Origin of the sequence: Pseudomonas sp. LSJ-87 (assembly GCF_032971465.1) — a bacterium.
Lineage (GTDB): Bacteria > Pseudomonadota > Gammaproteobacteria > Pseudomonadales > Pseudomonadaceae > Aquipseudomonas > Aquipseudomonas putida_Z.
In genome coordinates this window covers 534,088-558,488 of sequence record NZ_JAWJYQ010000001.1, presented here as the reverse complement: position 1 = coordinate 558,488, position 24,401 = coordinate 534,088, and the positions used below count along the sequence as shown (strand labels likewise).

21 protein-coding genes are annotated in these 24,401 nt (G+C 61.2%); 13 read left to right on the top strand and 8 right to left on the bottom strand.

Annotated elements, in window-relative coordinates; genetic code table 11:
* The first annotated feature begins 12 nt into the window (after nt 1–12).
* From atpG to glmS, 6 genes are all read left to right on the top strand, one after another.
* Nucleotides 13–873 (top strand): F0F1 ATP synthase subunit gamma, encoded by an 861-nt coding sequence (gene atpG, locus RYH74_RS02435; protein ID WP_013974905.1) that lies wholly within the window; start codon nt 13–15, stop codon nt 871–873.
* A 27-nt stretch (nt 874–900) separates the two neighbouring features.
* A complete protein-coding gene (atpD, locus tag RYH74_RS02430; protein WP_013974904.1) occupies nt 901–2,277 on the top strand; it encodes a F0F1 ATP synthase subunit beta in 1,377 nt (458 codons plus the stop codon).
* Nucleotides 2,278–2,320: 43 nt separating this feature from the next.
* Nucleotides 2,321–2,740, top strand: a complete 420-nt coding sequence (locus RYH74_RS02425) for a F0F1 ATP synthase subunit epsilon (RefSeq protein WP_003260039.1) — start codon at nt 2,321–2,323, stop codon at nt 2,738–2,740.
* A 119-nt stretch (nt 2,741–2,859) separates the two neighbouring features.
* Nucleotides 2,860–4,227, top strand: a complete 1,368-nt coding sequence (gene glmU, locus RYH74_RS02420) for a bifunctional UDP-N-acetylglucosamine diphosphorylase/glucosamine-1-phosphate N-acetyltransferase GlmU (protein WP_085588874.1) — start codon at nt 2,860–2,862, stop codon at nt 4,225–4,227.
* Nucleotides 4,228–4,533: 306 nt separating this feature from the next.
* Nucleotides 4,534–5,310, top strand: coding sequence for a DeoR/GlpR family DNA-binding transcription regulator (locus tag RYH74_RS02415; protein ID WP_015268400.1), 777 nt, complete (start codon nt 4,534–4,536; stop codon nt 5,308–5,310).
* 3 nt (nt 5,311–5,313) lie between these two features.
* On the top strand, nt 5,314–7,149 hold the full coding sequence (gene glmS / locus RYH74_RS02410) for a glutamine--fructose-6-phosphate transaminase (isomerizing) (RefSeq protein ID WP_317408908.1): 1,836 nt from the start codon (nt 5,314–5,316) through the stop codon (nt 7,147–7,149).
* 122 nt (nt 7,150–7,271) lie between these two features.
* Here glmS and lpdA read toward each other — a convergent pair whose 3' ends face one another.
* Entirely contained in the window at nt 7,272–8,672 is a 1,401-nt protein-coding gene (lpdA, locus tag RYH74_RS02405; protein ID WP_317408907.1) for a dihydrolipoyl dehydrogenase, read from the bottom strand.
* A 207-nt stretch (nt 8,673–8,879) separates the two neighbouring features.
* Between lpdA and cfaB the strand changes: the two genes are divergently transcribed.
* The gene (gene cfaB / locus RYH74_RS02400) at nt 8,880–10,064 is read left to right on the top strand and encodes a C17 cyclopropane fatty acid synthase CfaB (protein ID WP_317408906.1); all 1,185 of its coding nucleotides are present in this window, start codon (nt 8,880–8,882) and stop codon (nt 10,062–10,064) included.
* 143 nt (nt 10,065–10,207) lie between these two features.
* Here cfaB and cls read toward each other — a convergent pair whose 3' ends face one another.
* Nucleotides 10,208–11,647, bottom strand: coding sequence for a cardiolipin synthase (cls, locus tag RYH74_RS02395; protein ID WP_084785309.1), 1,440 nt, complete (start codon nt 11,645–11,647; stop codon nt 10,208–10,210).
* Nucleotides 11,648–11,778: 131 nt separating this feature from the next.
* Here cls and RYH74_RS02390 point away from each other — a divergent pair, with 131 nt between their 5' ends.
* Nucleotides 11,779–12,306, top strand: a complete 528-nt coding sequence (locus RYH74_RS02390; RefSeq protein WP_015272374.1) for a DUF3617 domain-containing protein — start codon at nt 11,779–11,781, stop codon at nt 12,304–12,306.
* Here the strand turns inward: RYH74_RS02390 and folE2 are convergent.
* Complete coding sequence (gene folE2, locus RYH74_RS02385) at nt 12,290–13,195, bottom strand: GTP cyclohydrolase FolE2 (RefSeq protein WP_075046797.1); 906 nt, start codon at nt 13,193–13,195, stop codon at nt 12,290–12,292. The two genes, RYH74_RS02390 and folE2, sit on opposite strands and share 17 nt — an antisense overlap.
* 201 nt (nt 13,196–13,396) lie before the next feature.
* Here folE2 and zigA point away from each other — a divergent pair, with 201 nt between their 5' ends.
* From zigA to RYH74_RS02370, 3 genes are read left to right on the top strand one after another with little or no spacing between them, the layout of a single operon-like run.
* The gene (zigA, locus tag RYH74_RS02380; protein ID WP_075046796.1) at nt 13,397–14,605 is read left to right on the top strand and encodes a zinc metallochaperone GTPase ZigA; all 1,209 of its coding nucleotides are present in this window, start codon (nt 13,397–13,399) and stop codon (nt 14,603–14,605) included.
* Complete coding sequence (locus RYH74_RS02375) at nt 14,602–15,228, top strand: DUF1826 domain-containing protein (protein WP_075046795.1); 627 nt, start codon at nt 14,602–14,604, stop codon at nt 15,226–15,228. Before zigA ends, RYH74_RS02375 begins: the two co-directional genes overlap by 4 nt.
* 40 nt (nt 15,229–15,268) lie before the next feature.
* A complete protein-coding gene (locus tag RYH74_RS02370; protein WP_317408905.1) occupies nt 15,269–16,240 on the top strand; it encodes a GTP-binding protein in 972 nt (323 codons plus the stop codon).
* Here RYH74_RS02370 and RYH74_RS02365 read toward each other — a convergent pair whose 3' ends face one another.
* Nucleotides 16,241–16,633, bottom strand: coding sequence for a DUF3301 domain-containing protein (locus RYH74_RS02365; protein ID WP_015272369.1), 393 nt, complete (start codon nt 16,631–16,633; stop codon nt 16,241–16,243). It lies immediately after the preceding gene.
* A gap of 120 nt (nt 16,634–16,753) precedes the next feature.
* On the opposite strand from RYH74_RS02365, the gene pdxY reads away from it, so the two are divergent.
* Nucleotides 16,754–17,626 carry a pyridoxal kinase PdxY gene (pdxY, locus tag RYH74_RS02360; RefSeq protein WP_317408904.1) on the top strand — a complete coding sequence of 291 codons (873 nt, stop codon included), beginning with the start codon at nt 16,754–16,756 and terminating at the stop codon, nt 17,624–17,626.
* Here pdxY and RYH74_RS02355 read toward each other — a convergent pair.
* Entirely contained in the window at nt 17,623–18,108 is a 486-nt protein-coding gene (locus RYH74_RS02355; RefSeq protein ID WP_003260046.1) for an acyl-CoA thioesterase, read from the bottom strand. The genes pdxY and RYH74_RS02355 overlap by 4 nt on opposite strands.
* Nucleotides 18,109–18,451: 343 nt before the next feature.
* Between RYH74_RS02355 and RYH74_RS02350 the strand changes: the two genes are divergently transcribed.
* Nucleotides 18,452–20,212, top strand: coding sequence for a cation:proton antiporter (locus RYH74_RS02350; RefSeq protein ID WP_075046791.1), 1,761 nt, complete (start codon nt 18,452–18,454; stop codon nt 20,210–20,212).
* Between the two features lie 262 nt (nt 20,213–20,474).
* On the opposite strand, the gene RYH74_RS02345 is transcribed toward RYH74_RS02350, so the two are convergent.
* The 3 genes from RYH74_RS02345 to uvrD all read right to left on the bottom strand — a co-directional run bounded on the left by RYH74_RS02345 (nt 20,475) and on the right by uvrD (nt 24,330).
* Nucleotides 20,475–20,882, bottom strand: coding sequence for an SMI1/KNR4 family protein (locus tag RYH74_RS02345; RefSeq protein WP_025341149.1), 408 nt, complete (start codon nt 20,880–20,882; stop codon nt 20,475–20,477).
* 114 nt (nt 20,883–20,996) lie between these two features.
* Complete coding sequence (locus RYH74_RS02340) at nt 20,997–21,851, bottom strand: Tim44 domain-containing protein (protein WP_075046789.1); 855 nt, start codon at nt 21,849–21,851, stop codon at nt 20,997–20,999.
* A 292-nt stretch (nt 21,852–22,143) separates the two neighbouring features.
* Entirely contained in the window at nt 22,144–24,330 is a 2,187-nt protein-coding gene (gene uvrD, locus RYH74_RS02335) for a DNA helicase II (protein WP_317408903.1), read from the bottom strand.
* Nucleotides 24,331–24,401 lie beyond the last annotated feature (71 nt).

Here is a 24,401-nt window from a genome sequence, read left to right as displayed (position 1 = left end):
GATAGGTGATACATGGCAGGCGCAAAAGAGATTCGCAGTAAGATTGCGAGCATCAAAAGCACGCAAAAAATTACCAGCGCCATGGAGAAAGTGGCGGTCAGCAAGATGCGCAAGGCACAAATGCGCATGGCTGCTAGCCGTCCTTACGCGGAGCGTATCCGCCAGGTGATCGGTCATCTGGCCAACGCCAACCCGGAATACCGCCACCCGTTCATGATCGAGCGCCCTGTAAAGCGCGCCGGTTATATCGTGGTGAGCAGTGACCGTGGTCTGTGCGGTGGCTTGAACACCAACCTGTTCAAGGCCCTGGTCAAGGACATGAACGAAAACCGCGAACAGGGCGTGGAAATCGACCTGTGCGTGATCGGCAGCAAGGGTGCGACTTTCTTCCGCATCTTTGGCGGCAACGTCGTAGCCGCGATCAGCCACTTGGGCGAAGAGCCATCGATCAACGATCTGATCGGCTCCGTCAAAGTAATGCTGGACGCCTACCTGGACGGCCGTATCGATCGCCTCTCGGTGGTTTCGAACAAGTTCATCAACACCATGACCCAGAAGCCAACGGTCGAGCAATTGGTACCGTTGGTGGCAACCCCGGATCAGGATCTCAAGCATCACTGGGACTACCTGTACGAACCCGACGCAAAAGAGCTGCTGGACGGCTTGATGGTGCGTTACGTGGAGTCGCAGGTGTACCAGGCGGTGGTCGAGAACAACGCTGCTGAACAAGCGGCCCGGATGATCGCCATGAAGAACGCCACAGACAACGCCGGTGATTTGATCAAAGAGCTTCAGTTGATCTACAACAAGGCGCGTCAGGCTGCGATCACCCAGGAGATCTCGGAAATCGTCGGCGGCGCTGCCGCGGTTTAACGGTTCAAATATTCAGAGGATCCAGCTATGAGTAGCGGACGTATCGTTCAAATCATCGGCGCCGTCATCGACGTGGAATTCCCACGTGACGTCGTGCCGAGTGTTTACAACGCGCTGAAAGTACAAGGCGCGGAAACCACCCTGGAAGTTCAGCAGCAGCTGGGCGACGGCGTGGTTCGTACCATTGCGATGGGCTCGACCGAAGGCCTGAAGCGCGGTCTGGAAGTCGTTGACTCCGGCGCTGCCATTTCCGTTCCTGTTGGTAAGGCCACCCTGGGCCGTATCATGGACGTACTGGGCAACCCGATCGACGAGGCCGGCCCGATCGGCGAAGAAGAGCGTCGCGGTATCCACCAGCCAGCGCCTTCGTTCGCTGACCAGGCAGGCGGCAACGACCTGCTGGAAACCGGCATCAAGGTTATCGACCTGGTTTGCCCGTTCGCCAAGGGTGGTAAGGTTGGTCTGTTCGGTGGTGCCGGTGTCGGCAAGACCGTAAACATGATGGAACTGATCCGTAACATCGCCATGGAACACAGCGGTTACTCCGTGTTCGCTGGTGTGGGTGAGCGTACTCGTGAGGGTAACGACTTCTACCACGAGATGAAGGACTCCAACGTTCTCGACAAGGTAGCGCTGGTCTACGGTCAGATGAACGAGCCACCAGGAAACCGTCTGCGCGTAGCGCTGACCGGCCTGACCATGGCCGAGAAGTTCCGTGACGAAGGTAACGACGTTCTGCTGTTCGTCGACAACATCTATCGTTACACCCTGGCCGGTACCGAAGTATCCGCACTGCTGGGCCGTATGCCTTCGGCAGTAGGTTACCAGCCGACCCTGGCTGAAGAGATGGGCGTTCTGCAAGAGCGTATCACCTCCACCAAGGAAGGTTCGATCACCTCCGTTCAGGCCGTATACGTACCTGCGGACGACTTGACCGACCCGTCGCCAGCGACCACCTTCGCCCACTTGGACGCCACCGTCGTTCTGTCCCGTGACATCGCCTCCCTGGGTATCTACCCAGCGGTCGACCCACTGGACTCGACTTCGCGCCAGCTGGACCCGAACGTGATCGGCAACGAGCACTACGAGACCGCTCGTGGCGTTCAGTATGTTCTGCAGCGCTACAAAGAGCTGAAGGACATCATCGCGATCCTGGGTATGGACGAACTGTCCGAAGCCGACAAGCAACTGGTAGCCCGCGCTCGTAAGATCCAGCGCTTCCTGTCGCAGCCGTTCTTCGTGGCCGAAGTCTTCACCGGTTCGCCAGGCAAGTACGTTTCCCTGAAAGACACCATCGCTGGCTTCAGCGGCATCCTCAAAGGTGACTACGACCACCTGCCAGAACAAGCGTTCTACATGGTCGGCAGCATCGACGAAGCGATCGAGAAAGCCAAGAAACTGTAATTCCTGCGCCCCGCAAGGGGCGCTATCAGGTTGAGGCAAGCAGATGGCTATGACAGTCCATTGCGATATCGTCAGCGCGGAAGGAGAGATCTTCTCCGGCCTGGTCGAGATGGTAGTTGCGCACGGTAACCTAGGTGATCTTGGTATCGCTCCGGGTCACGCGCCGCTGATCACCAATCTCAAGCCTGGTCCGATTACGCTGACCAAGCAGGGTGGCGCCCAAGAGGTGTTCTACATCTCTGGTGGTTTCCTCGAGGTTCAGCCGAACATGGTCAAGGTGCTTGCCGATACCGTGCAACGTGCTGCAGACCTGGATGAAGCTCAGGCTCAGGAAGCCCTCAAGGCTGCCGAGAACGCCCTGAATCTGAAAGGCGCGGACTTCGACTACGGCGCCGCCGCCGCACGTCTGGCCGAGGCCGCAGCTCAGCTGCGTACCGTCCAGCAAATGCGCAGAGGCAAGTAATCGGCCCTCGGCTGATAACTTCTGTTGCGATTGAGTAAAAGGGTAGCCTCGGCTACCCTTTTTCTTTTTCTGATTTCTCCCCGGTCATTTCACTGACCACCCAGGATTGGTAGCCAGTAATGTCACTCGATATCGTTATTCTCGCCGCCGGCCAAGGCACCCGCATGCGCTCGGCGCTGCCCAAGGTGCTGCACCCGGTAGCCGGCAACTCCATGCTCGGCCATGTTATCCACAGCGCGCGCCAGCTGCAGCCGCAAGGTATTCATGTGGTGATTGGCCATGGGGCCGAGCTGGTTCGCGAGCGCCTGGCCGCCGATGACCTGAACTTCGTCATGCAGGACAAGCAGCTGGGTACCGGCCATGCGGTTGCCCAGGCACTACCGGGCTTGACCGCCGAAACCGTGCTGGTGCTGTACGGTGATGTGCCGTTGATCGAAGTGGAAACCCTGCAGCGTCTGCTGGCCAAGGCCAACGAGCAGCAGCTGGGCCTGCTCACGGTGACCCTCGACGACCCGACCGGCTATGGCCGCATCGTGCGTGACGAGCAGGGCAAGGTGACCGCCATCGTTGAGCACAAGGACGCCAACGATGCGCAGAAAGCGATCAAGGAAGGCAACACCGGTATTTTGGCCCTGCCAGCCGCGCGCCTGGCCGACTGGATGGGCCGTCTGTCGAACAACAACGCTCAGGGCGAGTATTACCTGACCGACGTCATCGCCATGGCTGTGGCCGATGGCCTGGTGGTGGCTACCGAACAGCCGCACGACCCGATGGAAGTGCAAGGTGCCAACGACCGCCGCCAGTTGTCGGAGCTGGAGCGCCACTACCAGTTGCGCGAAGGTCGTCGCCTGATGGCCCAGGGTGTGACCCTGCGCGACCCGGCGCGCTTCGATGTCCGCGGTGAAGTGACCGTTGGCCGTGACGTGCTGATCGACATCAACGTGATTCTCGAAGGCAAGGTGGTCATCGAGGATGATGTGCAGATCGGCCCTAATTGCGTGATCAAGAACACCACCCTGCGCAAAGGCGCAGTGGTCAAGGCCAACAGCCACCTCGAAGGCGCCGTGATGGGCGAGGGCAGCGATGCCGGCCCGTTCGCCCGCCTGCGCCCGGGCAGCGTGCTGGACGCCAAGGCCCATGTGGGTAACTTCGTCGAACTGAAAAACGCCCACCTCGGGGAAGGCGCCAAGGCCGGTCACCTGACCTACTTGGGCGATGCCGAAATCGGTGCGCGCACCAACATCGGCGCCGGCACCATTACCTGCAACTACGATGGCGCCAACAAGTTCAAGACCGTGATGGGCGAGGACGTGTTCATCGGCTCGAACAACTCGTTGGTAGCGCCTGTGGAAATCAAGGCTGGTGCGACCACTGCTGCTGGTTCGACCATCACCCAGACCGTGGAGGCAGGCGACCTGGCGGTGGCTCGTGCGCGTCAGCGCAACATCTCGGGTTGGAAGCGGCCGGAAAAGATCAAGAAGAGCTGAGTTATACACAGCTGTTTCGATCGAAAGCCGACTTATGTGAATAAGTCGGCTTTTTTCTTGGTCGTTTGGTGTTACTTGTGGGAGCGGCCTTGTGTCGCGAAAGGGCTGCGAAGCAGCCCCGGCAATATTCGCGTTGCCTGTGAAATCATTGGGGCCGCTTTGCGGCCCTTTCGCGACACAAGGCCGCTCCCACAAGGGCATGGCGATTGCCGGAAGAAACTATCCACAGGCAGTGACACCTTGACGAATCGCTCATCTTAGGTTTTGATTGCCGCCATTATCTTTCGAATCGAAACTTAAGCGCTCATGTCGAAACGAAATACCCCGCAGCGGCGGCACAACATCCTGGCTTTGCTCAGCGAGCAGGGCGAGGTGAGTGTGGATGCGTTGGCCAAGCGTTTCGCTACCTCGGAAGTCACCATCCGCAAGGACCTCGCTGCCCTCGAAACCAACGGCCTGTTGCTGCGGCGCTACGGTGGCGCGGTCCCGGTGCCACAAGAGTTGCTCGGCGAACCTGCCCAGCCGGTGTCTTCCTATAAAAAGGCCATCGCCCGCGCCGCCGTGGCACGTATCCGCGAACATGCGCGCATCATCATCGACAGCGGTAGCACCACGGCAGCCATGATCCCCGAACTGGGGCGCCATCCTGGCCTGGTGGTGATGACCAATTCGATGAACGTGGCCCGCGCCATCTGCGACCTCGAACACGAGCCGGTGCTGCTGATGACCGGTGGCACCTGGGACCCGCATTCCGAGTCGTTCCAGGGCCAGGTGGCCGAGCAGGTGTTGCGCTCCTACGATTTCGACCAGCTGTTCATCGGCGCCGACGGCATCGACCTCGGTCGTGGTACCACCACCTTCAACGAACTTCTCGGGCTGAGCCGGGTCATGGCCGAAGTCGCCCGTGAAGTGATCGTGATGGTCGAATCGGACAAGGTAGGGCGCAAGATCCCCAATCTCGAGCTGCCCTGGGGCAGCGTGCACACCCTTATTACTGACGAACGCCTGCCCGCAGCGGCACGCGAACAAATTCAAGCCCGCGGCATCAACCTGATCTGCGCCGCGATCAGCCAGGAGCAATAAACCATGTGTGGAATCGTTGGTGCCGTCGCCGAACGCAACATCACAGCCATCCTGATCGAAGGCCTCAAGCGTCTTGAGTACCGCGGGTACGACAGCGCCGGCCTGGCCGTCCTCACCCAGAACGGTGAACTGCAGCGCCGTCGCCGTATCGGCAAGGTCAGTGAACTGGAAGCCGCTGTTGCCGCCGAGCCACTGGCCGGCCAGCTGGGCATCGCCCACACTCGCTGGGCCACCCACGGTGCGCCGACCGAGGGCAACGCCCACCCGCACTTCTCGGGCAATGAAGTGGCCGTGGTGCACAACGGCATCATCGAGAACCACGAAGAACTGCGCGAAGAGCTGAAGGGCCTTGGCTATGTCTTCACTTCGCAGACCGATACCGAAGTCATCGTCCACCTGATCCACCATACCCTGAAGAGCGTTCCGGACTTGACCGATGCCCTGAAGGCTGCGGTGAAGCGCCTGCATGGTGCTTACGGCCTGGCGCTGATCAGTGCCAAGCAGCCTGACCGCCTGGTAGCCGCACGCAGTGGCAGCCCGCTGGTCATCGGCCTGGGCCTGGGCGAGAACTTCCTGGCATCCGACCAGCTGGCCCTGCGCCAGGTCACCGACCGCTTCATGTACCTGGAAGAAGGCGACATCGCCGAAATTCGCCGTGACCAGGTCTCCATCTGGGACCAGGATGGCCACAAGGTCCAGCGCGAAACCGTGCAGTACCACGAAGGTGCCGAAGCTGCCGACAAAGGCACCTACCGCCACTTCATGCTCAAGGAAATCCACGAGCAGCCAAGCGTGGTGCAGCGCACCCTGGAAGGTCGCCTGGGCAAGGACAACGTGATGGTCCAGGCCTTCGGCCCGCAGGCTGCCGAACTGTTCGCCAAGGTGCGTAACGTGCAGATCGTTGCCTGCGGTACCAGCTACCACGCCGGCATGGTCGCCCGTTACTGGCTGGAAAGCCTGGCCGGGATCCCGTGCCAGGTCGAAGTGGCCAGCGAGTTCCGTTACCGCAAGGTGGTAGTTCAGCCGGACACCCTGTTCGTCTCCATCTCGCAGTCTGGCGAAACCGCCGACACCCTGGCCGCACTGCGCAACGCCAAGGAGCTGGGCTTCCTCGGTAGCCTGGCGATCTGCAACGTCGGTATCAGCTCGCTGGTGCGTGAGTCGGACCTGACCCTGCTGACTCTGGCTGGCCCGGAAATCGGCGTGGCGTCGACCAAGGCTTTCACCACCCAGCTGGTTTCGCTGATGCTGCTGACCCTGGCTCTGGGCCAGGTGCGCGGTACCTTGGAAGCCGGCGTCGAAGCCGAGCTGGTTGACGAGCTGCGCCGCCTGCCGGCCCGCCTGGGCGAAGCCCTGGCCATGGACGCCACCGTCGAGAAAATCGCCGAGCTGTTCGCCGACAAGCACCACACCCTGTTCCTCGGCCGTGGTGCGCAGTACCCGGTGGCGATGGAAGGTGCGCTCAAGCTCAAGGAAATCTCTTACATCCACGCCGAAGCCTACCCGGCAGGCGAGCTGAAGCACGGCCCGCTGGCGCTGGTGGATAGCGACATGCCGGTAGTTACCGTTGCGCCGAACAACGAACTGCTGGAGAAGCTGAAGTCCAACCTGCAGGAAGTACGCGCCCGTGGTGGCGAGCTGGTAGTGTTTGCCGATGAGCAGGCCGGCATGACCAATGGCGAAGGTACCCACGTGATCAAGGTGCCGCACATCGCCGACGCCCTGGCGCCGATCCTGTACACCATCCCGCTGCAGCTGCTGTCTTACTACGTGGCCGTGCTCAAGGGCACCGACGTGGACCAGCCGCGTAACCTGGCCAAGTCGGTTACGGTCGAGTAAGCCAGAAGCCAGGGACGCTTTGCGCCCCATCGCGACACAAGGCCGCTCCTACAGGAGAACGCAATATCCTGTAGGAGCGGCCTTGTCGCGATGGGCTGCAAAGCAGCCCCGGCTATCTCACATCAAATCTGCATCGCCATCCCGTCCACATTCATCGCTGCCTGGCGCAAGGCCTCGGAGCGGGTCGGGTGGGGGTGGCAGGTGAGGGCGATGTCTTCCGCCGAGGCCGAGAACTCCATGGCCACGCAGAACTCACCGATCATCTCGCTGACACTTGGGCCTACCAGGTGCACACCCAGCACTTCGTCGGTCTCGGCATCGGCGATGACCTTGGCGAAGCCTTCGGTCTCGTGGTTGATCTTGGCCCGGCTGTTGGCCGTGAACGGGAACTTGCCGACTTTATAGGCACGCCCTTCGGCCTTGAGCTGCTCTTCGGTCTTGCCCACGGTGGCCAGCTCCGGACGGGTGTAGATCACGCCAGGGATAAGGTTGTAGTTGACCTCGTGGGGCTTGCCGGCGATGCGTTCGATGCAGGCCACCGCTTCGTCTTCGGCTTTGTGCGCCAGCATCGGGCCGGAGGTGACGTCGCCAATCACCCAGATACCCGGCACGGAAGTGCGGTGGTGGTCGTTGCCGAGCATGCCGCGCTTGTCGGTTTCCAGGCCCACGCTTTCCAGGTTGAGCCCTTTGGTATAGGGGCGGCGGCCAATGGCGACCAGTACATAGTCAGCCTGCAGCGTTTCTGCGGTGCCACCGGCGGCCGGCTCCAGGGTCAGGCTCACGCCATCGGCGCTGGCGCTGGCCTGGGTCACCTTGCTGCCCAGCTTGAACACCATGCCTTGCTTGGCCAGGGCCTTCTGCAGGGTCTTGGCGGTTTCTTCGTCGGTGCCCGGGCAGATGCGGTCGAGGTATTCGATGACCGTGACCTGGCTGCCCAGGCGGCGCCATACCGAACCCAGCTCAAGGCCGATCACGCCGGCGCCGATGACGACCAGGTGCTTGGGCACCTGTGGTAGCGACAGCGCGCCGGTCGAGTCGATGATGCGCTGGTTGTCGATGGTCACGCCCGGCAGGGGCGTAGGTTCGGAGCCGGTGGCAATGACAATGTCCTTGGCCTGCAGTGCGGTTTCGCTACCGTCCTCAGCCTTGACCACGACCTTGCCGACGCCATCCAGGCGGCCCCAGCCCTTGATCCAGTCGACCTTGTTCTTGCGGAACAGGTACTCGATGCCCTTGGTCAGGCCGGTCACGCTCTCGTCCTTCTGTTTCATCATCTGGGCGAGGTTGAGGGTAGGTTTGACTTCGATACCGAGGTGGGCGAACTCGTTACCACTGGCGGCTTCGTACAGCTCGGAAGCATGCAGCAATGCCTTGGAGGGCATGCAGCCCACGTTCAGGCAGGTGCCGCCCAAGGTCTGGCGGCCTTCCACGCAGGCTACGCTCAGGCCCAGTTGGCCGGCGCGGATGGCTGCGTTGTAGCCGCCAGGGCCACCGCCGATGATCACCACGTCATAGGATTTCATGGGTTCAACTCCAGGATGAAGAAGCGCAAGAGGGGCACAAGGTTAAGCTGAGATGCAAAAATTGTATACAATCTGCTGCTTGGATAAGATCAGTTGGTTCTAGACCATGGTCTCGTTTAGAGGAAACATCCCACGAATGAACTACTCTGATCCGGCGACGTTCGAAATATCAGGCGTCGTGGCCAAATACGGACAGGAGGGTCGTTCATGCTTGCGCAACTTCCACCGGCATTGCAGAGCCTGCATCTGCCGCTGCGGCTGAAACTGTGGGACGGTAACCAGTTCGATCTGGGGCCTAGCCCGCAGGTCACTATTCTGGTCAAGGAGCCACAGCTGATCAGCCAGTTGAGCCACCCGAGCATGGACCAGCTGGGCACGGCATTCGTCGAAGGCAAGCTGGAGCTGGAGGGCGATATTGGTGAAGCCATCCGCGTATGCGATGAGCTGAGCGAAGCGCTACTGACCGATGAGGACGACGCCCCACCGCAGCGCCGGGCCCATGACAAGAGCACCGACGCTGAAGCCATTTCCTACCATTACGATGTTTCCAACGCGTTCTACCAGCTATGGCTGGATCAGGACATGGCCTACTCGTGCGCCTACTTCCGCGAGCCGGACAACACGCTGGATCAGGCACAGCAGGACAAGTTCGATCATCTATGCCGCAAGCTGCGCCTGGACGCAGGTGAGTACCTGCTCGACGTCGGCTGCGGCTGGGGCGGGCTGGCGCGTTTCGCTGCTCGCGAATATGGCGCCAAGGTGTTTGGTATCACCTTGAGCAAGGAGCAACTCAAGCTCGGTCGCGAGCGGGTGAAGGCAGAGGGGTTGGCCGACAAGGTCGACCTGCAGATTCTCGACTACCGCGACCTGCCTCAGGATGGCCGCTTCGACAAGGTTGTCAGCGTTGGCATGTTCGAGCATGTCGGGCATGCCAACCTGGCGCTGTATAGCCAGAAGCTGTTCGGTGCCGTGAGGGAAGGGGGGCTGGTGATGAATCACGGTATCACCGCCAAGCATGTCGATGGCCGCCCGGTCGGGCGTGGCGCTGGCGAGTTCATCGATCGCTACGTCTTCCCCCATGGCGAGCTGCCGCACCTGTCGATGATCAGTGCCAGCATCTGTGAAGCGGGACTGGAGGTGGTAGACGTGGAAAGCCTGCGTTTGCACTACGCCAAGACCTTGCACCACTGGAGCGAGAACCTGGAGAACCAGCTGCACAAGGCGGCGGCGCTGGTGCCCGAGAAGACTTTGCGCATCTGGCGCCTGTACCTGGCCGGGTGTGCCTATGCCTTCCAGAAGGGGTGGATCAACCTGCATCAGATTCTGGCCGTGAAGCCGTACGCCGATGGGCACCATGACCTGCCTTGGACGCGTGAAGACCTGTATCGCTGAATTGCTCCAAAGCACGCAAGCGCGACACCATACACCCTTTGGGAGCGGGTTTACCCGCGAATGCGTCGGTACAGCCACTGACGTCTTCGCGGGTAAACCCGCTCCCACAAGGTCCGCGATACCCTGCAACGGGCGCAGGCGCATCAGAGAATCGGCGAAATCAGCCGCGCAATCCGCATCCCCAGTTGCTGCAGCCGATGAGTATCCCGGCTGTCCTCCGCAGTAATTTCCCGCGCCTGTTCAAAGTCATTGTTCAGCATGTTCTCGACCTGGTCAGCGAAGCCGCGGTCGACCGTCAGCAGGGTAATTTCGAAGTTCAGGCGGAACGAGCGGTTGTCCAGGTTGGCACTGCCAATCGCGCTGACATCGTCGTCCACTAGCACCACCTTCTGATGCAGGAAGCCCGGTTGGTAGCGGAACATGCGCACACCCGCACGTACCGCTTCAAAGGCGAAAAGGCTGGAGGCGGCATAGACGATGCGATGGTCTGGGCGTGACGGAATCAGCACTCGCACATCGACCCCACGCAGTACCGCCAAACGCAATGCGGCGAACACCGCCTCGTCGGGGATGAAGTACGGGCTGGTGATCCACACGCGCCGGGTGGCTGAATGGATCGCCTCAAGGAAGAACAGCGAGCAGGTTTCCTGTGGGTCGGCCGGGCCGCTGGCCAAGGCTTGGCACAGCACGCCGTTGTCCGGGTAGGCATCCGGCAGAATCAGCGGCGGTAGCTGGCGCGTGGCCCAGTACCAGTCTTCGGCGAACGATTCCTGCAGGCAGGCCAGCACTGGCCCGCTGATCTGCACATGGGTGTCGCGCCAGGGTGAGAGCTGCGGGTGGCCACCGAGGTACTCATCGCCAACGTTGTGCCCGCCGATGAAACCGAGCAAGCCATCCACCACCACGATCTTGCGGTGGTTACGGAAGTTCACCTGGAAGCGGTTGAACCAGCCACGACGGGTTGCGAAGGCATGAATCTGTACACCACCGTCGCGCAGCAACTGGCTGTAGCTTGCCGGCAAGGCATGGCTACCGACACGGTCATACAGCACGAACACCCGCACCCCCTCGGCGGCCTTGCGCAGCAGCAGTTGCTGCAGCGCTTTGCCAAGGTTGTCGTCATGGATGATGAAGAACTGCACCAACACCACGTCGCGGGCTTTTTCGATGGCGGCGAATATTGCATCGAATGTTGCCTTGCCATCGATCAGCAGCTTCACCTCGTTATTGGCAAGGCAGGGCATGCGCCCGAGCTTGGGCATGGCGCGCAACGCCGCATAGCTTTCCGACTCGCGGGCGGTAAGGGCTTCTTCTACCCAAGGCCGCCAGTTGAGGTTGGCCATGGCCACATGCATTTCCTGGTTGGCCTGGCGCCGGGCCTTGATGTAGGCATAGAACGAGCGCGCACCGAAGATCAGGTAAGGGATCAGGGTGAGGTAGGGGATGAAGAACAACGGCATGGCCCAGGCGATTGCGCCCTGGGCAGTGCGCACGGTGAATAGTGCGTGCAGTGCGGCGACGATACCCAGCAGGTGAACCAGGCCGAGTAGGTAACCGAAGAAGTAGGGGCTGTGGTAGTCCATATGCATCCTGCTTGCCGAGTACACTTGAGTAACAGAACACGTTCCCGGTCCGCCTTGCAACCTGCAGGTGGATTTGGCGTCTAAGGCTCAGCCCGGCCCGCTTGGCCGGCTTTTTCCAGGAGCGTTCGTCCATGAAGATTCGTCTGCCACTGTTGGCGTTGGCCCTAGGTGTGAGCAGCCCGCTGGTGCATGCTCAGATGCTACAGCCAGGTTTGTGGGAGCTGACCACCAGCAACATGCAGGTCGATGGCAAGCCGTTACCCGACATGGAGTTCATGCTCGGTCAGTTGAAGAACCTGCCGCCAGAGCAGCGCGCGATGATGGAAGGGGTGCTGGCCAAGCAGGGAGTGACTGTTGGGGGTAAGGGGGTGCGCTCTTGCCTGACGCCAGAACAGGTGGCAACCAACGATATCCCACTGCAGGACCCGAAGTCAGGGTGTACCCAGAAGATCACCGACCGCACCGGCAATGTGTGGAAATTTCAGTTCAGCTGCCCCAAAGCGCAGGGCAGTGGCCAGGCGACATTCCTCAGTGACCGGGAATTCACCACCCAGGTCAATGGAACCTTCAACGCCTCGGGTGTACAGCAGCAAGGCAGCATGAACACCCGTGCCGTGTGGTTGGGCAATGACTGCGGCTCGGTCAAGCCGCGCAGCTGACATCCCATTGCCACTGGCTGGTCGCGACAGCATCGTGGGCATGCAGGCTCTCTGCATGTTCCACGCGCAGCTTGAAGGCCGTGCTCCATTCCATTTGCCGTAGCGCCTTGTGCAGGCGTCGTGCGGCGTCTTCGCAGAACATCAGGTTCTGGCCGTTGGCCAAGGCAAAGGCTTGTTCGTCTGCGCGCTTCACTGCGGTCTGCACCGCCGTCCCCAGGCTTGCTTCTATCCGGTCGATCAACTCGGTGATTGGCAGAACCTGCTGATTGCTGCGCAGCCTTACCTGGATTTGCGCGTTACTACGTTGGCTATGGGGCGTCGCTACGATGCCTTCGGCGCTGCCAAGCCACTGTAGGACTGCAGATTTGTCGACCTGCTCGGCGCTGAAATGCGCCTGGAACTGCTGCTGAATCAGCTGCCGTGCAAGTGCAGCCGAGCATGGGCAGGTCGAGGAGTAAGGGATGGAAACGGATAGTTCCACGTGGAACATTTCATTTTCGATCCTTGCATCGACTGTGACGGCATAGCTTTTCCAACCCTCCAGCGGGCTGATCAATGCAGGCCTTTTTAGCAGATGCTCGAAGCGCAAACGCAGATAGGCGGCTGAAGAAAGGCCTTCGTGGCTGCTGAGGAAGTCAGCCAGCAGTTGGCGGATGGTGAGCGGCGTCAGAGGCTGATGCTCCAACGACTCCAGGGCGAGATAAAGCCGCGACATATGGATACCGCGTGCGCTGCCGTCTACCAGGCTAACGCCGGCATCGACAGTGGCAGCTGCTGTGCGCCCCTCGAACTGCACAGGTTGGGCGATCCCGCACATACCCACCCAGTTCAAAGGCAAGGCGTATTCATGGTTTTGTGCGGCAATGTCGGGGAGCTTGAGCTGAGTCATCTGGTATTCCAAACAAAAGGGAGATCAGCGGCCACCACCGATCAAGCTGCAATGCCGGGAGGGGCACCCTGGCACTTGGCGGGTTCATTCATCCTCCCGGGGGTACTCGTTCGTCACGAACGGCTTGGCGAAATTGTATTGTTACTTTATAACATTGTGCAATGCATCGTTTCGAATGCGCTCGCCTGAAGAGGTTTCGCCATGTCCAACCGTCTCCCTGTCACCGTGCTGTCCGGCTTCCTTGGCGCCGGCAAGAGCACCTTGCTCAACCATGTGCTGCGTAACCGCGACAACCTGCGGGTTGCGGTCATCGTCAATGACATGAGCGAAATCAACATTGATGCCAGCGAGGTGCAGCGCAATGTAAGCCTCAACCGTGCCGAGGAGAAGCTGGTGGAGATGAGCAATGGCTGCATCTGCTGCACGTTGCGTGAAGACCTGCTCGAGGAAGTGGCGCGGCTGGCCGAAGAAGGGCGTTTCGATTATTTGCTGATCGAGTCCACGGGGATCTCGGAGCCACTGCCGGTGGCCGAGACCTTCACCTTCCGCGACGAACAGGGCCGTAGCCTGTCCGACATGGCGCGCCTGGACACCATGGTCACTGTGGTCGATGGCCTGAACTTCCTGCGTGATTTCCAGGCAGCAGATAGCCTGGCCAGCCGTGGCGAAACCCTGGGTGAGGAGGACGAGCGCTCGATCAGTGACTTGCTGATCGAGCAGGTCGAGTTCGCCGATGTACTGTTGCTGAGCAAGATCGACCTGATCAGCCAGCACGAGCGCGAAGAGCTCATGGCCATGCTGCGCAGCCTCAATGCCCGGGCGCAGATCGTGCCCATGGTCATGGGCAAGGTACCGCTGGAACGTATCCTCGACACCGGTCTGTTCGACTTCGACCAGGCTGCCCAGGCACCGGGCTGGCTGCGAGAGTTGCGCGGCGAGCATGTGCCGGAAACCGAAGAGTACGGCATTGCCGCCACCACCTGGCAGGCCCGGCGCCCCCTTCATCCACAGCGCTTTTTCGATTTTATCCACACGCCCTGGAGCAATGGCCGACTGCTGCGTTCGAAAGGCTTTTTCTGGCTGGCCAGCAAATACCAGGAGGCCGGCAGCTGGTCGCAGGCAGGCGGCATGATGCGCCATGGCCTGGCGGGCCGCTGGTGGCGCTTCGTGCCGCGCGAGCAGTGGCCCCAGGATGTGGATAACTCCGCCGCGATCTTGAAGAACTGGATTGCCGAGAGCGGTGACTGCCGCCAGGAACTGGTGTTCATCGGGCAGAATATTGACTTCGAAAAATTATCCACAGCACTCGATGCATGCCTTTTGACCGATCAGGAAATGGAATTGGGGCACATGGGCTGGTTGCGCCTGCCCGATCCGTTCGGTCCATGGCATGAGGAGGCGGCAGCATGAACCCTGCACGCAAGCCTGTGGATATTTTTCAGGTATTTGGCGAGACACCGCAGGTGCTGACCGATGTGCTGCAGGATGGCGTGAACCTGGCGGTATGGCGCCGACGCTTGCCGCCACAACTGGAGGACTTTGCCGCCCTGGTAGTCAGCCTCGGCCAGCCCTTGGCAGACCAGCGCGTCATCGATGTGGACGAGCAGCACATGCCGGTATTCACCGAACTCTTGCGCGAAGCGGCCGACTTGCACGGCTATGAGGCATTCGTGGCGGATGTGGCCTGGCTGGTGGCGGCCTATACCTGCCTGGTGGGTGCGCAGCGGGTAGGTTTGCGCCTGCGGGTACTGACAGGCCCGATGTGCCCGCGCTTCCATGTGGATAACGTTCCGCTGCGTCTGCTCACTACCTACGCAGGCCCAGGTAGCGAGTGGTTGAAAGAGGACGCGAGCCCTCGTGGCAACTTACATACAGCAATACTGCCTGTGGATAACGTTCAGCACCTGCAAGCGGGCGACGTAGCTGTGCTCAAAGGTGAGAAGTGGCAGGGCAACGAAGGGGCGGGCCTGGTGCATCGTTCGCCGTCGGGGCAGCTGGGGCGTCTGCTGCTCAGCCTTGACTGGCTGGCCTGACAGCGCATAGTGAGGCATCACCATCGCCCGAAGCCGCCCCATGCTGCAGAACATTCCCACCCACGTGATTGCCGGCCCGCTGGGGGCCGGCAAGACCACCCTGATCCGTCACCTGCTGGCCCAACGCCCGGCCAATGAGCGCTGGGCAGTATTGATCAACGAATTCGGCCTGGTAGGCCTGGATGCGGCCTTGCTCAGCCGTGACGAAGACGGCATCGCCATCGGCGAAGTCGCAGGTGGCTGCCTGTGCTGCGTCAATGGCATGCCGTTCCAGGTGGGCCTGGGCCGACTGCTGCGCAAATCCCGCCCTGACCGGCTGTTCATCGAGCCGTCCGGGCTGGGTCATCCCTTGCAGTTGCTCGCTCAGTTGCAAAAAGCCCCTTGGGCTGGAGTGCTGACAATACAGCCATTGCTGATGGTCGTGGACGCGCAGTCGATGGTCCGGAACGAGCAGCTTCCGGAGGATCAACAGCAGGCGTTCGATGCTGCTGAAAGCGTTGTCTTGAACAAATCAGAGGCTGTGGATGAAAGCACTAAATTGTTGATAACTAATAAATTTTATAAAAAGAAAATATTCTGGACCGTCCAAGGTGGGCTGCCCTTGTCGGACCTTCCGTCTGTACCCCATGGCACTGTCGACAGCTCGCTTGTGGATAACAGGATTGTCGACAATCTTGTAAATCCACCGGCAGCGCTATGGGCAGACCCCGGCCAGCCTATCTGTCTTGCCCAGCAGGGAGAGGGAGGTTGGAGCATCGGCTGGCGCTGGCACCCTGGCCAGCAGTTTTATCCACAGCGGCTGCAGGCGTTCTTGCGGGCTTGGCCGTGGCGGCGCGCGAAGGGGGTTATCCACAGCGTGGAGGGCTGGCAATCATTCAATGGCCTGAATGGGGACATGCCTGCCTGGCAGCCCAGCGACTGGCGCAGGGATACGCGTATCGAGCTGATTTTCGACCAGCCGCAATCGCAATCCGCGCTGCAGGCCGGGTTGAGCGAATGCCGTGTCAGCTGATCAGTTGCGCCAGCGGTTGTGCTCCTGGCGCCACTGCTGCATCTCGATGACATTGTCGGTGCGCGGTGGGGTCTTGATCTCGAACGGGTAGGGCGCCAGTTCAATCTGTACGCTGTGGGCGCCGAACTGGGTCACGGTACCGGGGTGGCGCTGCTCGCCCGTAACGGTGAACTCGAAGGCGTAGACGCGCGCCAGGCGCTTGCGGCCGTTGGCGTCACGGACAAAGGCGATACGCTTGAGTGCGACCGCGTCGTCGAGCAGTTCGAGGTCGAGCTTGGCGCAATGCTGTTTGACCCGTTCCAGGGCTTTCTCGCGCAACCCGTGGTTGTGCCACAACCAGGCGCCTGCCGTGGCGACCAGCATCAGGACGAAGAGGTTTTCCAGGGTCAACATTTGCGTATGCTCCAAACAGGTCGATCCAGCTTAACTGCGTCCCTGGCCTGTCGTACAGGTGGCAATCGAGTTCATACTGCGGTGCGCACAATCCCTGAAACAGCTTTGGAAACCTCCCGCATGAAACGTACCCCGCACCTGCTCGCCATCCAGTCCCACGTGGTGTTCGGCCACGCCGGCAACAGCGCCGCGGTGTTTCCCATGCAGCGTATCGGGGTCAATGTGTGGCCGCTCAATACCGTGCAGTTCTCCAATCACACACAGTATGGCCAGTGGGCGGGTGAAGTGCTTGCCCCCGCGCAAATTCCTGCGTTGGTGGAAGGCATTTCCAACATTGGCGAGCTGGGCCATTGCGACGCGGTGCTGTCCGGTTACCTGGGCAGCGCCGAACAAGGTCGGGCGATTCTGGCCGGCGTCGAGCGCATCAAGGCAGTCAACCCAAAGGCTTTGTACCTTTGCGACCCGGTCATGGGGCACCCTGAGAAGGGTTGCATCGTGCCAGCGGAAGTCAGCGAGTTCCTGCTCGACGAGGCGGCTGCCAGAGCTGACATCCTGTGCCCCAACCAGCTGGAACTGGACAGCTTCTGTGGCCGCCGAGCGCAGTCGCTGGAGCACTGCGTGAACATGGCGCGCAGCCTGTTGCAGCGCGGGCCGCAGGTGGTGCTGGTCAAGCACCTGGCGTACCCCGGGCGCGCCGAAGACCAGTTCGAGATGCTGCTGGTGACCGCCGAGCAAAGCTGGCACCTGCGCCGCCCGCTGCTAGCGTTCCCGCGGCAGCCGGTAGGGGTGGGGGACCTGACTTCAGGCCTGTTCCTGGCCCGCGTTCTGCTCGGCGACAGCTGGGTGCAGGCGTTCGAATTCACCGCTGCGGCCGTACACGAAGTGCTGCTCGAAACCCAGGCCTGCTCCAGCTATGAACTGCAGCTGGTGCGGGCCCAGGACCGCATTGCGCACCCGAGGGTGCGCTTCGAGGCACAGATGCTGGCGCTTTAAATCGCGTCGGTTTTCAGGTCCTGGTAGCGCTTTTCCAGCTCCTGGCGGATCTGTCGGCGCTGCTGGCCCTGCAGGAAGCGGCGCTTTTCTTCACTGCTTTGCGGCTGGCGCGGCGGCACCTGCACCGGGCGACGGTTGTCGTCGACCGCGACCATGGTGAAGAAGCAGCTGTTGGAATGGCGCACCGAGCGCTCGCGGATGTTCTCGGTCACCACCTTGATGCCCACCTCCATCGAGGTGTTGCCGGTGTAGTTGACCGACGCCAGGAAGGTCACAAGTTCACCCACGTGCACCGGCTCACGGAAGATCACCTGGTCGACCGACAGGGTGACTACATAGCTGCCGGCATAGCGGCTGGCGCACGCATAGGCCACTTCGTCGAGGTACTTGAGCAGGGTGCCGCCATGTACGTTGCCAGAAAAGTTGGCCATGTCCGGGGTCATCAGGACGGTCATGCTCAGCTGGGCGTTTCCAGGTTCCATAGTGTGCTCACGGTGAGGTTGCGCTGAATCGGGCGAATGGGGGGCATTATCTGCAGACACTTCTGTTCCCCTCTTTTGAATTTGCCTTCCTGGTACGGGACGTTGGCTGACGCTCCATCGTCACGCCGATCATGCCATCAGCGGCGCTTTTCCAGCCGATCTGTTTCTGCATATTGCACCGCCTTTTTGCGGCGGGGTGCGATGTTAACCTGACTACACCCATGCAACATGGGCTTTTCCTGCATTCAAAACAGTATGTACTTGCTGCTCGCTCGGGGTTGCCTTGGCAGAGGAGCGGTCTGCCCAGGCATCCAGCAACGGACGAGAAAAGGAGTATCACGCCATGCATGCCATCAGCTTCATCCAGGACCTGGCAGTCATCATGCTGGTTGCTGGCGTGGTCACCATTCTCTTTCACCGCCTCAAGCAGCCTGTGGTGCTGGGCTACATCGTCGCCGGCTTCATCATCGGCCCGCACACCCCACCGTTCGGCCTGATCCACGACGAAGACACCATCAAGACCCTCGCCGAGCTGGGGGTGATCTTCCTGATGTTCTGCCTGGGGCTCGAATTCAGCCTGCGCAAGCTGTTCAAGGTAGGCGCCACGGCGTTCATCGCGGCGTTCCTGGAAATCGTGCTGATGATCTGGATCGGCTTCGAGATCGGCCGCTGGTTTGGCTGGAACACCATGGATTCGCTGTTCCTCGGCGCCATCCTGGCGATTTCCTCGACCACCATCATCGTCAAGGCGCTCAACGACCTGAAGATGAAGAACGAGCGTTTCGCCCAACTGATATTCGGCGTGCTGATCGTCGAGGACATCCTCGGTATCGGCATCATCGCCCTGCTGTCGGGCATCGCCGTCAGCGGCACGGTCAGCTCGGGCGAGGTATTCTCCACTGTCGGCAAGCTGTCGCTGTTCATGATCGTTGCGCTGGTCATCGGCATCCTGCTGGTGCCGCGCCTGCTGGCCTACGTGGCCAAGTTCGAAAGCAACGAGATGCTGCTGATAACCGTATTGGGCCTGTGCTTCGGCTTCTGCCTGCTGGTGGTGAAGCTCGAGTACAGCATGGTGCTTGGCGCCTTCCTGATTGGCGCGATCATGGCCGAATCGCGCCAGTTGCTGAAGATCGAGAGCTTGATCGAACCGGTACGCGACCTGTTCAGTGCCATCTTCTTCGTCGCCATCGGCCTGATGATCGACCCCCAGGTGCTGATCGACTACGCCTGGCCGATCGTGGTCATTACCCTGGCGGTGGTGTTGGGCAAGATGTTGTCGTGTGGCATGGGCGCGTTCATTGCCGGAAATGACGGGCGCACATCGCTGCGGGTGGGCATGGGGCTTTCGCAGATTGGCGAGTTTTCCTTCATCATCGCCGCGTTGGGCATGACCCTGCAGGTGACCAGCGATTTCCTCTACCCGGTGGCTGTGGCGGTATCGGCAATCACCACGCTGCTGACACCCTACCTGATCCGTGCCGCCGACCCGCTGTCGCTCAAGTTGGGCAAGGTGGTGCCCAGCCGCCTGGCGCGGGTGCTGTCGTTGTATGGCGAATGGTTGCGCAGCATCCAGCCGCAGGGTGAGGGCGCCATGCTCGCGGCGATGATCCGGCGCATCCTGTTGCAGGTTGGGGTGAACCTGGCGCTGGTGATCGCCATCTTCTTCAGTGGTGGCTATTTCGCCGGGCGGATCGGCAACTGGCTCAGCGAGTGGGTCAGCGATGCCAGCCAACAGAAAGCGCTGATCTGGGGCGCAGCGCTATTGCTGTCGCTGCCATTCCTGATTGCCGCCTATCGAAAGCTCAAGGCGCTGTCGATGCTACTGGCAGAGATGGGCGTCAAGCCGGAAATGGCCGGGCGGCATACCCAGCGCGTGCGCCGTGTGATTGCCGAGGTGATCCCGCTGTTGTCGCTGCTGGTGATTTTCCTGCTGCTGTCGGCGCTGTCAGCGAGCATTCTGCCCACCAGCGAGCTGCTGCTGGTGATTGCCGTGGTGGCTGCGGTGGTAGTGGCCTTGCTGTGGCGCTGGTTTATCCGCGTGCATACGCGCATGCAGATTGCCTTGCTGGAGACGCTGGAGAACAGCCGCGAGAATACGCACTGAAGGGGGCAATGCTCCCTGCGCAAGATTTCACCGTCGTCCGAGGGGATGGAGCGGTAGCGATGTCGCCGGGCGCAGAAAGCCTGGCGATTTTGACTACATTGATGGCACTAGGCCATAATTTTTCCTATTCCTGTGCCGGCCTCTTCGCGGGTAAACCCGCTCCCACAGGTACTGCACAATGCTCAACACCTGTGCAGTACCTGTGGGAGCGGGTTTACCCGCGAAGAGGCCGGCACAGGCAGCATCAAATCAGAGGTTGGAATCAGCTCTCCAGCCAGACATCCCGCGCCCAGTGCCACACCGATTCCCAGCTGTCTTCACCGACGATTTCCTCTTCGGCATCCCACAGCACCACGGTGCCATCCTCTTCGACGCAGTAGTAGTTGTCGCCGTCCTGGCACAGTGGAATCAGGTCACGTGGTACGCCGGCATCCCAGGCGTTGGCGGCGACTTCTGGCAGGTAGGTATGCGATTGTGGGTCGGTAACGGTCACCGGCTCCAGTGAGCCATACACCACGTCACTGACGGTCAGCAGGAACTCTTTGAACACGAACGGAATGTTGATGAACAGCTCTTCTTCGATCTCGACCAGTTGGTCCTCGTCGGGAAGCTCAAGGGGCACCGGCACTGGCTCGTTGGCTTCACGGAGTTGTTCGATCACTTCTTCCACGGTTCACTTCCTCTGACCTAGATGACAACGCTGCGCGTTATACCCTAGTAGGCCACTCTGGCAAAAGCAAAAACCCCGGGACAGGCCCGGGGTTTTTTGTGCAGCACGCAGCGGTTAGCCGTTTTGACGGATACCGGCCACCAGCCAAGGCTGGTTTTCGCCCTGGGCGCGGACCATGTGCCAGCTTTCGCTGAACACTTCGCCCTGGTCGAAGCGCGAGTTCTTCGACACGCCACGGAAGGTCAGGGTGGCGTCGGTACGGTCGGCGCGGTCGTCGACACCGTCCAGCTGTACCTCGAGGTTGTCGATGTAGGTGGACTGGAAGCCATCACCCAATTCGGCGCGCTCGCGCTTGAGGAACTCGAGCATCTGCGGGGTGACGAACTCGGCGATCTTGTCCATCTCGTTGGCGTCCCAGTGCTGCTGCAGCGCCTGGAAGTGGTTACGGGCAGCAGCCAGGAAGTTCTGCTCGTTGAACCAGGCCGGGGCGTTGATCACTGGGGCGGCTGCGGCAGCAGGTGTGGCCGAACCACCGAAGATCGACGGCTGGGCAGGCTGCGCGTGAGCTTCACGCTGCATCGGCGCATGGCCCGGCATGGCCATTTGCGGCTGCTGCTGGCGACGGCGCGCGGCGATGAAGCGGAACACCAGGAAGGCGATGAGCGCCACGATCAGGAAGTCCATGATCTGGAAGCCTTCGAAACCGTCGCCCATGAACATGGAAGCCAGCAGGCCACCGGCGGCGAGGCCGGCCAGAGGGCCCAACCAGCGCGAAGCACCGCTGGCGGCCGGAGCGGCACGGCCAGGTGCGGTCGGCGCGGCGGCAGGCGTGGTTGGCGTGGCCTGGCGGGTCTGGTGAATAGGCGCGGAGCCCGAACTCTTGCCGCCGCCAAAACGCTTGGCGTTGGCGTCCAGGCTCAGCGTCAGGCCGACGCAGAGCGCCAGAGCGATGCTAAGAAAACGTTGCATAAGTGGGATATCCCCTGTTGTGGATTGCACGCGCGTCATGGTGCACAGGTTCCCGGGCACATGACCAGCGACATAATGTTTCGAGCTTTTGCCTGAATGTTACAAACCCGGCACGACCTGCTCTCGGAATGCTGGCGCAATACTTGTGGGAGCGGCCTTGTGTCGCGATAGGGCTGCGAAGCAGCCCCAAGATATCAGCGTCAAAGCCACAATCGTGGGGCCGCTTTGCGGCCCTTTCGCGACACAAGGCCGCTCCCACAAAGGCCGCTCCTACAAGGGACTTCGCAGGCTTTTAGATGGCCTCGAGCTTGGCATACCCCAGCATCAGCCACTTGCTGCCTTCGGCAAAATTCACCTGCACCCGCGCCTGGGCGCCGGAGCCTTCGAAGTTGAGGATCACACCCTCGCCAAACACCGCATGCTGCACACGCTGGCCCAGATTGAACGCGGTCTGCGGAATGCTGGCATTGGCGAACAGGTTGCTGTTCGTGGCCGTCTTGGCCCCGCCGAACGGGCGGCTGACGCTGTTGGACAGGCGCACTTCCTGAACCAGGCCTGCCGGAATTTCGCGTACGAAACGTGACACCTTGTTGTAGGTCTCGCTGCCATACAGGCGACGCGTTTCGGCGTAGGTCATGACCAGCTGGCGCATGGCGCGGGTGATGCCCACATAAGCCAGGCGGCGTTCCTCTTCCAGGCGGCCAGGCTCTTCCAGGCTCATCTTGTGCGGGAACAGGCCTTCTTCCATGCCCACCAGGAACACATACGGGAACTCCAGGCCCTTGGCGCTGTGCAAGGTCATCAGCTGGACGCTGTCTTCATGCTCGTCGGCCTGGGCATCGCCTGCCTCGAGCGAAGCGTGGCCGAGGAACGCCGAGAGTGGCGAGAGGCCGGCGTCTTCTTCGGTGGACTCGAAGTTGCGCGCTGCGCTGACCAGTTCCTCAAGGTTTTCTACCCGTGCCTGGCCCTTCTCACCCTTTTCTTCCTGGTGATAGATGATCAGCCCGGACTGCTCGATGGTGGTCTGGGTCATGGTATGCAGTGGCATGTCCACGACCTTCGCCGCCAAGCCCTCGATCAGCTCGATGAACGCACCCAGGGCACTGGCCGCGCGGCCTTTCAGGGCTTTGGCGGCGAGCAGCTGGCACATGGCCTCCCACATCGACACCTGGCTGTGGCGGGCGTGCTCGCGGATGGCTTCGACGGTTTTTTCGCCAATGCCACGTGGCGGCACGTTGATCACCCGCTCCAGGGCTGCATCGTTGCCACGGCCTTCGATCAGCCGCAGGTAAGCCATGGCGTTCTTGATTTCGGCTCGCTCGAAGAAGCGCTGGCCACCGTAGATGCGGTAGGGGATGCGTTCGCGCAGCAGGGCTTCTTCCAGCACCCGCGACTGGGCGTTGGAGCGGTACAGAATGGCGATTTCGTTGCGCGCATTGCCCTGCTTGACCAGGCTCTCGATGGTTTCCACCACGTAGCGGGCTTCGTCGTGCTCGTTGTAGGCCGCATACAGGGTCAGCGGTTCGCCTTCGCCCATGTCGGTCCACAGCTCCTTGCCCAGGCGCCCGCTGTTGTTGGCGATCAGCGCGTTCGCTGCCTTGAGGATGCCGCCAGTGGAGCGGTAGTTCTGCTCCAGGCGGATCATCTCGGCGTCGGGGAAGTCGGCAGTGTACTGGTGAATGTTCTCGATCTTGGCACCGCGCCAGCCGTAGATCGACTGGTCGTCATCGCCCACCGCCATCAGGCTGTCACCGCCGCGCGCCAGCAGGCGCAGCCAGGCGTACTGCACGGCGTTGGTATCCTGGAACTCGTCCACCAGCACGTGGCGGAAGCGCCGCTGGTAGTGCTCCAGCAGGCCCGGGTGGTCGCGCCACAGGTCCAGGGCGCGCAGCAGCAGCTCGGAGAAGTCGATGACCCCGGCGCGCTCGCAGGCCTGCTCATAGGCGGTATAGACGTCGCGCATGGTCGACAGGAACAGGTCGCCCCCGGCCTGGATATGCTGTGGGCGCAGGCCTTCGTCCTTCTGCCCGTTGATGAACCACTGGGCCTGGCGTGCCGGCCATTTCTGCTCGTCCAGGCCCAGCTCGCGCATCACCCGCTTGATCAGGCGCTGCTGGTCGTCGCTGTCGAGGATCTGGAAGTTCTGCACCAGCCGTGCTTCCTGCCAGTGGGCCCGCAGCAGGCGATGGGCCAGGCCGTGGAAGGTGCCGACCCACATGCCCGCCGGGTTGATGCCCAGCAGTTGCTCGATCCGCTGGCGCATTTCTGCCGCGGCCTTGTTGGTGAAGGTCACCGACAGGATCGAGTGCGGCGATGCCTGCTCCACCTGAATCAGCCAGGCAATGCGGTGCACCAGCACGCGGGTTTTACCGGAACCGGCGCCAGCAAGCACCAGTTGACGCCCGAGCGTGGCCGCTACGGCCTGGCGTTGGGCATCGTTGAGGGAATTCAGCAGGAGGGAGAGGTCGTCTGTGCGCATCGGGCCATTCTAGGGCGCGGCAGGAAATGGGGCAAACCTCCACTGTATAAATATTCACCTGCCGCACGCCC